Genomic DNA, 12,990 nt, shown 5'->3' on the forward strand with positions numbered 1-12,990 from the left:
AAAGAAGGTTGCATGAAATACATTAAAGATAATAAATTTGAATTAAAAAGTGACTTTCAACCATCTGGTGATCAACCAAAAGCCATTAATGATTTAATTAAAGGAATAAATGAAAATAAAAAACATCAAGTTCTACTTGGAGCTACTGGAACTGGTAAAACTTTTACAATGGCTAATGTTATTACACAAATAAATAAGCCTACTTTGATTCTTGCGCATAATAAAACACTTGCTATGCAACTTTATTATGAATTAAAAGAATTTTTCCCAAACAATAGAGTTGAGTACTTTGTTTCTAACTTTGATTACTTTCAACCTGAAGCCTATAAACCCTCAACTGACTTATATATAAACAAAGATGCAAGAGTTAATATGGAATTAGATATGTTGAGGATGAGTGCAATGAATGCTTTATCAATAAGAAACGACACAATTGTTGTTGCATCTGTTGCTTGTATTTATCCATCACAAAATCCAATTGAGTATGCTTCTAGTTTTTTTGAGTTAAAAACTGGGCAAAAAATTTCAAAAAAAACTCTTTTACTTTATTTAATTAAAACAGGTTATACAAGAAATGATATTGAAAATTTACCTGGTACTTTTAGTGCGAAAGGAGATATTATCAAAATTGTTCCTGGTTGAACTATGAATGCTATGTATCGATTGTCATTGTTTAAAGATGAAATAGAAATGATTGATATGTTAAATGTTACAACTGGAAGTTTAATCGAAAAAATAAGTACTGTAACAGTTTACCCAGCTCAAGCATATGTAACGCCAGAAGATAAACTTAAACAAGCTTGTTTAAACATAAGAGCAGAATTAACTGAAAGAATTCAGGAATTTAAAGATGAAGGAAAATTATTAGAAGCAGAGAGAATAGATCAAAGAACTAGATTTGATTTAGAAAGTTTAGAAGAGTTTGGTTTTGTTTCAGGAATTGAAAACTATTCAGCGCATTTAGATTTTAGAAAATCAGGGCAAACACCATATTCTCTTTTGGATTATTTCAAAGGTGATTTTTTAACAATTATTGATGAATCACATATAATGATTCCTCAAACAAGAGGAATGTATAATACTGATAGGTCTAGAAAAACAACTTTGGTTGAATATGGTTTTAGACTACCATCAGCTTTAGACAATAGACCTTTAAATTTTGAAGAATTCCAGTCAAAATTAAAACAAGTTATTTACACATCAGCCACACCTGGAGAATATGAATTAGAAAAAGTAGATAACAAAGTTGTTGAACAAATAATCAGACCGACAGGTTTATTAGATCCAGTAATTGAAATCAAAAAAACAGAAAATCAAATTGAAGATATTATTGAACAAATACATGAACGTAAAAAAAATAATGAAAAAGTTTTTATTACAACACTAACAATAAGAATGAGTGAAGATTTAACTAGTTACTTGCAAAATAGAAATATAAAAGTAGCCTATTTACACTCAGAACTTAAGACATTGCAAAGATCTGAAATTTTGAATGATTTAAGAAGAGGTGTTTATGATGCTGTTGTTGGGGTTAATTTATTAAGAGAAGGGCTTGACTTACCAGAAGTAAGTTTAGTTTGCGTTTTAGATGCAGATAAACAAGGTTTTTTAAGAAATACTAAGTCTTTAATTCAAACTGCTGGACGTGCTGCTAGAAATGTTAATGGTAAAGTTATATTTTATGCTGACTCGACATCAACAGCTATGCAAGAAGCTATTGATGAAACCAATAGAAGAAGAACTATTCAGGAAGCTTATAATATTAAACATAATATCACACCCAAAACTATTACTAAAAAAATTACAGATTCATTGATGAGTGATTCAACTAAAAAACAATTATCAATGATCAAAAAATCTAAAAATAAAAAGGGTGTTTATCAAGCAACTATTGATTCTATAAGAGTTGACATGTTACAAGCAGCTAAAGATTTAGATTTTGAAAAAGCAGCAATTTTAAGAGATACAATAATTGAACTTGAAGCGCAAAAAAACGAGGTAAAATAATGCAAGATAAAATAATAATCAAAGGAGCTAGAGAAAACAATCTAAAAAATGTTGATTTAGAAATTCCAAAAAATAAATTAATAGTATTTACAGGTTTATCAGGTAGTGGTAAATCATCTTTAGCATTTTCTACAATTTATGCAGAAGGTAGAAGAAGATATATAGAGTCTTTGTCAGCTTATGCAAGGCAATTTTTGGGAGGTAATGAAAAACCTGATGTTGATTCAATTGATGGATTATCACCAGCAATATCAATTGATCAAAAAACAACATCTCATAACCCAAGATCAACTGTTGGAACAGTTACTGAAATATATGATTACTTAAGACTGCTTTATGCAAGAGTGGGAACACCTTTTTGTGTTAATGGTCATGGAGAAATTAATGCTATAAGTATTAAGGAAATAATTAACAATATTAAATCTCAAACTGTTGAAGATGAACAAGTTTATATTTTAGCACCAATTGTTAGAAGTAAAAAAGGTAGTCAAAAAGATTTATTTTTAAAACTTTCAAATGAAGGTTTTATTAGAATTATTGTTGATGGCGAAATTCGAATGCTTGACGAAGAAATAATTTTGGAAAAAAATACAAGACATGATATTGACTTGGTAGTTGATCGTTTAATTTTTAAAAATGATGAAGAAATATATTCAAGAATTTACTCAGCTATTGAAATTGCAATTCAATATTCAGATAAATTAGTAAAAATAAAATACCCTGAAACAAAAGATAAGGAAGATAAAACTTACTCAACATCATACTCTTGTAGTGTTTGTGGTTTTAATATACCCGAGCTAGAGCCAAGGTTATTTTCTTTCAATGCACCTTTAGGTGCTTGTGAAGATTGCGATGGTTTAGGAGTGAGATTAAAAGCTGATCCACAACTTATTATTCCTGATGAAAGTTTATCTATTATGCAAGCAGGGGTAGTATATTTTAAAAATTTTTTAGGAACAGATAATTTAGAATGACAAAGATTTAGAACTTTGTGTGATTATTACTATATTGATTTAAACTTACCAATTGAAAACCTTACACCAAAACAAAAAAAAGCTATTTTAAAAGGTAGTGATGAGGCTGTAGAAATCAAATTAATTAGTAGTAGTGGAAGAAGATATGATTCATATGAGCAAATTGAAGGTGTAGCAGATTTAATCCAAAGAAGATATTTTGAAACTAAATCAGAAGAGATTCGAAAATGATATACAAAGTTCATGTCATCAACAATTTGTGAAACTTGTAGTGGGTCAAGATTAAATCCAACTGCTTTAAGTATAAAAGTAAATAACAAAAATATTTTTGAGTTTACAAGTATGAGTATTTCTGATGAGTTAGAGTTTATACTTAATGTTCAACTATCTGAAAATCAAGCAAAAATTGCTAATTTAGTGTTAACCGAAATAACTAACAGAATTAGTTTTTTAAATGAAGTTGGTTTAGGCTATCTGGATTTAGCTAGAACAGCAACTACTTTATCTGGTGGAGAAGCACAAAGAATTAGACTGGCAAAACAAATTGGGAGTCAATTAACAGGAATATTATATGTTTTAGATGAACCATCAATTGGTTTACATCAAAGAGATAACGATAAATTAATTAACACTCTAAAACATTTAAGAGATTTAGGTAACACTTTAATTGTTGTTGAACACGATGAAGATACAATGAAAGTTGCTGATTGAATTGTTGATGTTGGACCCAGAGCTGGAGAACATGGTGGAGAAATATCATTTAGTGGTACTTATAAAGATATTTTAAAATCTAACAGTATTACAGGACAATATTTATCTGGTCAAAAAAAAGTTGATGTTCCTAAAAAACGTCGTATTGGTACTCAAAGAAAACTAGAAATACTAGGTGCTAAAGAAAACAATTTAAAAAATATAAATGTAACTATACCTTTAAATAAATTTGTTTGTATAACTGGAGTTAGCGGTTCTGGTAAATCAACTTTATTAGAAGACATAATTTACAAAGGTATTCGAAAAAATCTTTCAAGAGAACACATTGTGGCTGGTGATTTTGGAAAAATGAAAGGTTTAGAGAATATTGATAAAGTTATATTTATATCTCAAGAACCAATTGGAAAAACACCAAGATCTAACCCAGCCACTTACACTGGTGTTTTTGACGATATTAGAGACTTATTTACTAACTTACCAGAAGCAAAAATTAGAGGATACAAAAAAGGCAGATTTTCATTCAATGTCCCTGGTGGAAGATGTGAACATTGTTATGGTGATGGTGTTATTACTATATCAATGCAATTTATGCCAAGTGTTGAAGTAACATGTGAAGTTTGTGAGGGTAAGAGATATAATGACGAAACACTTCAAGTTAAATACAAAGAAAAAACAATTTCAGACGTACTAGGTATGACAGTTGCTACTGCTGCACTTTTCTTTGAAAATATACCTTCAATAAAACAAAAATTAGATACTATTTTAGAAGTTGGTCTAGATTATATTAAGTTAGGTCAATCAGCAACTACTTTATCTGGTGGAGAAGCACAAAGAATTAAATTATCAACATATTTATTAAAAAAACAAACAGGTCAAACTATGTTTTTATTAGACGAACCTACAACAGGGTTACATGTTGATGACGTTAAGCGCTTATTAGCTGTTTTAAATAGATTAGTAGATTTAGGTAATTCAGTTATTTCAATTGAACACAATTTAGATTTTATCAAAACTGTTGATCATGTTATTGATCTTGGTCCTGGTGGTGGAGTTAACGGTGGTCTTATTGTTGCTCAAGGAACTCCAGAACAAGTTGCTGATGCCCCAGGTTCTTATACTGGTGAATATTTAAAAAGGTATTTATATAATGATACAAGTAAGTAAAGATATAATTGATATTAATCAAAGATTTCAAAAAATATATAATTTAGATAAGGTATTAAACTTATTAAATAACCCACAACAAAATTTACCAACAATATCTGTTGTTGGAACTAATGGAAAAGGAAGCACTTCATTTTTTATATCAAAAGGTTTACTAGAAAAATATAACAAAGTGGGTCTATTCACATCTCCAGCTTTTATTTACCACAATGAGCGAATCCAAATTAATAACAAGTTTATTTCAGATGAGGATTTAAAACACTATATTAAGATTACAAAAAAATATGTTGTTGAATATAAATTAACTTTTTTTGAAATATGAACTTTAATAGCAATATTGTATTTTGCTGACAATAATGTTGATATTATTGTCATGGAAGCTGGTATTGGTGGAGTGAAAGATTCAACTAAACTAATGAGTAATCAATTATTGGTTGTTGTAAGTTCTATTAGTTATGATCACATTGAAGTGCTTGGAACATCAATAGAAGAAATTATTTTCCAAAAAGTAAATATAGCTTATAAAAATGTGCCCTTGATTATTTCAATGGATAATTTAAAATATAAAGATATTATAATAAAAAGTTTAGTAAATAAGAACGCAATAATTTGAGCTGATTCATATGAAGATAAAATCAATTATCAAAAAGCAAATAAGGGTTTAGCTAATAAAGTTTTACAGCATTTTAAAATTAACTATGATTTAAACAATGTTCAACCACCACTTGGTAGATTTACCCAAATTGAATTTAAAGATATAAAAATAATTTTAGATGGAGCGCATAATGTTGATGGTATAAATCAATTAATAAATAGTGTAAACACAAAAGAATGAACAGTTGTGTATGCAAGTATTGAAACTAAAGATTATATAACAATTTTAAATACACTTAAAAACAATTTTGAGAAAGTTTATATAACCAACTTTGAATATTTTAAAAGTTGAGATATTAATAAAATTAATCATAATTTAAAAATAAAGAATATTGAAAACTTTATATTAACATCAAAAGAAAATTTACTTATCTGTGGAAGTTTGTACTTTGTTCCTTTGGTATATGAGTTTATAATTAAACAAAAATAATTAAAAAAAAAGGGGATCTAATATGTTTTATACAATATCTAATATATGCTTTTTAATAACTGTTTTATTACTTATTATTACAACAACTTATTGACAAAGGCTTTTTTTAAGAAGGGTAAGCATTAAAAATATTGTAATTATAGGAATGTTTGTAGCCTTAAGTATAGTCTTAACCAATTTTATTGGGTACGGAATTAGAATTTTAGGAATACAAATGATGTTGGGAAATTTCATAATATTTACTTGTGGAGTTTTATTCGGACCATTTTTTGGAATAGTTTCAGGATTTTGCTCTGATTTAACTGGTAGTTTATTATTTATTGGATCATCATTTCATTTTGGTTATATGCTATCAAAAGTTTTATTAGGTTTCTTTGGAGGATTAGTATTTTTACCTCAAACAAATAAATTATGAAAATTAAGATTAGTTCTATATTTATGTGTTGGGTTAATGATATCATCGCTTGTAATTACTCCAATATCTTTAGCTTCAGTAAATGGTTGAGAATATGTTTTATTAACATTTCCAAAAAAACTAATAATCATACCTTCGCAAACTATTGTATATTCGATTCTTTCGTTTTCAACTTTGAATATTTCTTATATCTTATTAAAAAGTGAAGCAAATAAAATTTCTAGGCCCTGATTTTTAAAAAATCAAAAAATCAAAGTTAGATCTTAATTAAAAAAAACAACCTTAATGAAAAAATCCAAAAAGTTTCTTTAAAAAGATTTTTTTATTTTAGCTTTATTTCAGAAATAAAGAATATACTTATTTTATAAACTATAAAAAGGAATTTTATGAAAAGAACTGGTATAACAAAACTTGGTGCAGCATGAATAACACTAATTATAAATATAACAACCCTATTTCCATTTATGGTTATTTTAAGTATTTGAGGTAATGAAAAATTTAAATTAGCTGACCCTATTATATTTTCTATATTTGCTATCTTAGGTTTTATTTATTTATTAGGTTTTTATTTATTCAAAAAGAAAATTATTAAGTGAAAACATATTAAATATATTTACCCAAATCGTAAACCTACAGAATATAAAGATATGTTTTATTTAAATGTAATAAGTTTATTTTTCAATGTTTTTTGGCTTGGCATAGGGCTAATAACATTATTATTCTTTTTTAAAGTATTTCCTAATGACTCTTCTTTACAACAAAATTGAATTCTTTTATTTTTAGGGTTTTTATGATTCTTTATAGGACTTATAGGACTTATTTTTAGTATATTAACCCTTGCATTTTATTATCAGTTCGATTCTAAATTATGAAAATATATTAAATACCTTTCTTTTTTTAGTTTTGTTTTTGGAACTTTTTATAGTGTTTATGAAACATTTAATTATAATGATCAACATGAAAAACAGCATGAAAATTAAGATTTAGCCTTGATAGAAAAAAATTTTAAAAGTAACCTAAATGTAATTTCATTTTTAAGTTCAATTCAGTTATCTATATTCTTCATTTAATTATTTGTTCTCCAATTTTTGTATGAAGTGCATTTACTTATAATAATATTGTTTTAATATCTATAGGAATTTTATTTATCATTTTAGAAATAGTATATTTCGTTTGCTGTCTTTTAAAACAAAAAATATGCTAATTAAAAACATTTTTAAAAAATCATTTAATCTACAATAGATCAAAAAAAATAAAATATAAAATTAACACACTTAATTTACATTGGATGTGTGTTTAATATAAATTAATAGTTTAAGTTTGTTATTTGGATTGTCTTTTATGAATAATTTGTCAGAAATTAACAGAATAATAATGATATTTTGATTAGTTATTTAGCTAGTCTTTAATATAGTATGCAACTTGTATATATATTTCAATTACAAAATAGAAAAAGTTTATTTAATTAAATTAGATAAAAATATTAAAAATAATTTGCTACAAAATTTAATTAATAACAATGGAAAAAATAAATGTAAATATAAAATTTAGTAAGTTTTATTAAAAAATATACAACCTTGAAGAAATTACAAAATTTAGTTAAAAGGTTGTTATTTTTATGCCAAATTAATTAATTCTAAATTAAATAAAATAGTTTTAGAAAAATATCAAAATGAAAAAAACTTTTAATTCAATTCTAAAAACTTTCATTAAAATTAGGCTATAAAGTTACAAAAATCTCAGTTAAAAATTATAAATAATCATAAAACAATTTCAAAAAAAGAAATGTGGGTTAATTCTATTTATAAATTAAAAAATTAAGAATATTCTGCTAAAAAAGAAACCAATTAGATTTACGTAAGTAAAATGGTATCTTTAAGGTTGTTAATGATCGAATAAGATTTTTATTTTATATTTTCTAACATTATAGTAAAATTATAAAAAGAAACTAAGAGGATAGCGATGTCACATTTTTTTATTAAAGACTTATTAGAAAGAATTAAAATGCAAGTGTTAAGTGGTAAAGATCATTTAGACAGAGAGATTACAGTTTATGGTTTAAATAGAGCGGGTTTAGAGTTAACTGGTTTTATAACATTAAACGAAGATAAAAAACACAAAAGAGCTATTTTATTGTCTTCGAAAGAAAGTGAATACATGAAACAGTTTAATGACCAAGAAGCATTTAGTAAATACGAATTGCTTTTACAAATGGGGTCGCCTGTAATTATAATAACTAAAAAATTTAAAGATATAAGACTAGTTGAAGTTGCCAAAAAATACAATTTTCCTTTACTTCAAACTAATAATCCTTCGACAAGTGAGGTTACTCAAAAAATATTAGATGTATATGATATCTTTTTTGCGCCATCAATTGAAACTCATTCAACTTTAATGAATATTTTTGGTAAAGGTGTTTTAATATTTGGCCAATCAGGAATCGGTAAATCAGAAGTCTCTCTTGAATTAATGAAAAAAAATCATTTATTTGTAGGGGATGACAGAATCATATTAACTAACAAAAATAGTGAATTATTTGGTAAGTCTCACCCAATGCTAAAAAACCTTATTGAAGTTAGGGGAATTGGAATTATTGATGTATCTAAAATCCAAGGGCATCAGTTAATAATGGATGAAACAAAAATTCATATGGGAATTGAGTTGTTTAAATTTGATAACAAAGAAGCAGATACAACTGATAGATTAGGTAGTGATTGATATAAAAAAGAGTTTTTAGGAATCACAATCCCTTACTTAAGTGTACCTGTTAGTGCTGGTCGAAATTTAGCTAACATTATTGAATCTGCTGTTGGTCAATTAAAAGTTCAAGATGCTGAACCAGATTTTGATATTATAAAATTACTAGCTGAAAGAAACAAATAAACAAAAGAAGAGGTTTGAAATGTTCAAACAAGGTATGACTATTGATGACTATATAAAGTACTTGCAAGGTATGAATAAAGAAATAGGAGACTCAAGTCTTCTTTTTGGCATTATTAGTGCATACCCAGTGTTTATGGTTTTAGCTGTATTTACTGTAATAGCAATTTGTATGTATCAATTAAAAGTTAAAGGAATACCAACAAGGGATTTTGAAATAGGTTTGATTATAGTCGTACCAGCAGCTGTTCTTGGAGCTAGTATATTTGGTAAAATATTTTTACCAAATTACCAACAATGAAGTAATGTATTTAAAATAGTATTTTTTTGAGAACCTGGAACTTCTTTTTTTGGTTGTCTTTTTTTTGGGGTAGTCTCTGGTTTAATTTGATTTAGTTATAGAAGCAAAGAAACAAGAATTTCTACATGAGTTTATTTTGATATTATAATAGTTAATATCTTAATTGGTCAAGCAATTGGTAGATGAGGTAATTTATATAATCATGAAATTATGGGATGAGATGTTGATTATGATCAAATTAAATGGTTACCTAGTTTTATAAGAAACAGATTATTTTATTTTCCTAATTTTGGAGAATTCAAAACAATTAATGGAGAATACCTTCCACTAGATTGAGTTTCTAAATACAAAGAGAATACTGCTTTTCTAACAGATTATGTAAATGCATCAAATACACCATTATCAAAAGTTGTACAAAAGGAAATTCAATTTAAAGCACCAATTTTTTTAATTGAGGGAATTTTGAATATAACTTTATGGTTGATTTTAACTTTTGGTGTAAAAAATATTCACAAAGTAATAAACTATAAAAATAACCCTTGAGTAACTCAACCTAAGGCTTTCCCAATTCACTGAAATAAAAATTATAAATCATTACCCCAAAAAGAAATTGTAGAATGACCAACACTTTCAACAATAAAATACAAAAAAACAAAAGAAGGTGAGTTAACCTTAAATTTAAAAAATGTTTGAAAAAAAGCGTTTTTTTGAAAAACTCCAGATTATGAGCAAAATGTGCAGTTATTTAACAAAAACGAAGAATGAAAAAAACAATATAACATCGATAAGAAAAAGTTATCTAAAAAAATGTTTAAAGATAAATATAATATTCAAATAAGAATTTTTAATATAAACCCTTATTCAAAGGAAATTACAAAAGCTAATAATCCTGAAAATTTTAAAGTCATAATGTCTGGTGTATTAACTGGGTGTTATATATTTGGTTATGGATTAATAAGAATAGTTTTAGAAACAACCAGAAGACCTACTGAATATATAATCTCAAACCATCCAATAGCAGACTTTATAGTGTTATCATTAATTTTAACAATAGGTATTTTTATAATTTGCATAAATCAATTTATAAGTCCAAAAAAATGAAGGGAAGTAGGATGACTATATGAAAAATCATACTAATATTAAAATGACTGATATTTTAATAATAGGTGCAGGTCCAGCTGGACTAACTGCAGCTATTTATGGTAGTAGAGCAGGTTTGCATACAACTATAATAGAAAAAGAAGCACCAGGTGGAAAAATGGTGAAAACTGATTTAATTGAAAACTATCCAGGATTCTTATCTATCAACGGAGCTGATTTATCTTCGCAAATGTTTTCACAAGCAATGGATTTGGGAGCAATATTTGAATTTGATGAAGTCATAAAAGTAGAAAAAAATGAAAATACTTTTATAGTTAACACTATCAATCAAAATGTTTATTGTGCTAAAGCAATAGTTATAGCAACAGGAACATTAGAAAATAAATTAGGCATTGATGGTGAAGATAAACTTTATGGAAAAGGTGTAAGTTATTGTGCTGTTTGTGATGGTAACTTTCACAAAGGAAAACCTGTAGCAATTGTTGGGGGTGGATATTCTGCAGTTGAAGAAGGCATATATTTATCTAGATTAGTAAAAAAATTATATGTACTAGTTAGAAAAGATTTTTTTAGAGTTGATCAAAAAACTTTAGAGAAGTTAACTAATTTAAAAAATGTAGAAGTAAGATTTAATACAATAGCTACAAATGTTATTGGTGAAAATAAAGTCGAAGGTTTAGAAATTTTGAACACTAAAACAAATGAACTAGAAAAAATTGAAATAACTGGTTTATTTCCATATATTGGGGCTAGTCCAATTACTCAGTTTGTAGACAACTTACAATTGCATAAAAATGGTGAATATTTTAAAGCTGATAAAAAAATGCACTCAAACATTAAAGGTGTATTTATTGCTGGTGATGTTAGAGATGTTGCTTTAAGGCAAATTGCTATTGCTGCTGGAGATGGGGCTCTTGCAGGTCAAATGGCTGTTAATTACATTCAAGAAATGTAATGAATTGAAAAGAGATTATTATGAAAAAAGAAGAAAAAAGAATTAAAAGCAAATACTTGGAATGAATGGATGGTTCTGTTCAGTTTAATTTAAAATCAAAAATATTGATGAATATAAAACCAAAAAAAGAAAAAAGGTGAATAACATCTTTAACTTTGTGAATTTTGTTTATTGTTTTATTTGTATCATTTATTGTTTTTTTTACATTAACAAAACAAGTTGATTGAAAAGAATCTAGTATTGGAACAATAACACCTGAGTATAAAGGTGTTACTTCTGAATATTTTGATGGTAAGTTAAGGCCTTACTCTATTACCATGACGTTAGGTATAATAGTAGCTGCTGCATTTTCAGTTAAAAACTTTTTAAAAAAAGGTTTAGATATAAACCACTTATCTATAGGTGTAATAATCGTTATGCCTTCAGCACTTTTTATGGCAAGTTTTTTTGGTAAATACGGAAGAGGTAGTGAATCGTTTATTGAATTATTTTACTTTTGAAATGGTGGGATGGCAATACATGGTGGTTTTATTGGAGCTATGTTATCTGGTATACCATTGTTTTACTATTTTTCTAGAAGATCAAAAGTATCAGTTTTAGTTTATGCTGATGCAATATTGCCTAACGTATTACTTGGGCAAGTTATTGGTAGATGAGGAAATTTCTTCAACCATGAAGTTATGGGGAAACCGTTAAAAGTTTTAGCAAAAAGCTGGGATAGTAACTGAACAAATATAGAATCAAGTGGTATGTGACTTCCAAAATGAATTACCAATAATACTACAATGGTAGCTTCTTCAAGTGGAAGTGTTGATGGTGTTAATTATAATCCTGGAGATCTCTTACAAATGAACCCAATATTTTTTTGAGAATCATTAGCTCTTTTAATATGTTGATTTATTATAGTTTTTATAATTCCTAATATAGGTAAATGAATAAGTGTTAAACCTTGAAAAGAAGACCCTATAAAGTATGAAATAACTAGAAATAAGTTTGGGTACTCAAATAAAAATATAGTTTGAAATCAAGCATATTATAGAAGTGAAGACAATAATAAAACATTATATTTATCTGAAAATAAAAGCTCAAATAAATATAAAGAATCTTTAAGAATCTCAAAAGCAAATAACTTATTTGAATACAGCTCAACCAAATCAGGAATTGCAGCATTCAGTTTTGTATTTTTATGAAATTTAGTTAGATTTTGTTTGGAACTGCAAAGACCAGATGATCACTTATTTTGAAATGGTTCAAAAACAATATCTTTAATATTAATTTTTTTAACTATGATGATTGGTTTAGTTGGTATGTTAGTTTGTCAATATTTACTACCAAGATATTTTAGAAAAAATGGATATTTATACGAAAAAGAGTATTTCACTATTTAATTAAAATAAA

Annotated in this window: 9 protein-coding genes; all 9 read left to right on the forward strand. The window is 26.5% G+C overall.

Annotation, left to right across the window (positions count from 1 at the left end):
• Positions 1-12 precede the first annotated feature (12 nt).
• A complete protein-coding gene (gene uvrB, locus EELLY_RS02665) occupies positions 13-2,007 on the forward strand; it encodes an excinuclease ABC subunit UvrB (RefSeq protein WP_104205929.1) in 1,995 nt (664 codons plus the stop codon).
• Complete coding sequence (uvrA, locus tag EELLY_RS02670) at positions 2,004-4,856, forward strand: excinuclease ABC subunit UvrA (RefSeq protein WP_219818110.1); 2,853 nt, start codon at positions 2,004-2,006, stop codon at positions 4,854-4,856. The genes uvrB and uvrA overlap by 4 nt, the downstream gene beginning before the upstream one ends.
• Complete coding sequence (locus tag EELLY_RS02675) at positions 4,840-5,940, forward strand: bifunctional folylpolyglutamate synthase/dihydrofolate synthase (protein ID WP_104205931.1); 1,101 nt, start codon at positions 4,840-4,842, stop codon at positions 5,938-5,940. The genes uvrA and EELLY_RS02675 overlap by 17 nt, the downstream gene beginning before the upstream one ends.
• 22 nt (positions 5,941-5,962) lie before the next feature.
• Entirely contained in the window at positions 5,963-6,622 is a 660-nt protein-coding gene (locus tag EELLY_RS02680; protein WP_104205932.1) for a folate family ECF transporter S component, read from the forward strand.
• Between the two features lie 119 nt (positions 6,623-6,741).
• A complete protein-coding gene (locus EELLY_RS02685) occupies positions 6,742-7,335 on the forward strand; it encodes a hypothetical protein (protein WP_104205933.1) in 594 nt (197 codons plus the stop codon).
• A gap of 982 nt (positions 7,336-8,317) precedes the next feature.
• Complete coding sequence (gene hprK / locus EELLY_RS02690; RefSeq protein WP_104205934.1) at positions 8,318-9,238, forward strand: HPr(Ser) kinase/phosphatase; 921 nt, start codon at positions 8,318-8,320, stop codon at positions 9,236-9,238.
• 19 nt (positions 9,239-9,257) lie between these two features.
• Complete coding sequence (locus tag EELLY_RS02695) at positions 9,258-10,673, forward strand: prolipoprotein diacylglyceryl transferase family protein (protein ID WP_104205935.1); 1,416 nt, start codon at positions 9,258-9,260, stop codon at positions 10,671-10,673.
• Complete coding sequence (locus EELLY_RS02700) at positions 10,657-11,592, forward strand: NAD(P)/FAD-dependent oxidoreductase (protein WP_104205936.1); 936 nt, start codon at positions 10,657-10,659, stop codon at positions 11,590-11,592. Before EELLY_RS02695 ends, EELLY_RS02700 begins: the two co-directional genes overlap by 17 nt.
• 20 nt (positions 11,593-11,612) lie before the next feature.
• On the forward strand, positions 11,613-12,980 hold the full coding sequence (locus tag EELLY_RS02705; RefSeq protein ID WP_181021046.1) for a prolipoprotein diacylglyceryl transferase: 1,368 nt from the start codon (positions 11,613-11,615) through the stop codon (positions 12,978-12,980).
• The last annotated feature ends 10 nt before the right edge of the window (positions 12,981-12,990 follow it).

The organism is Entomoplasma ellychniae, assembly GCF_002930155.1.
Classification (GTDB): Bacteria; Bacillota_I; Bacilli_A; order Mycoplasmatales; family Mycoplasmataceae; genus Entomoplasma; species Entomoplasma ellychniae.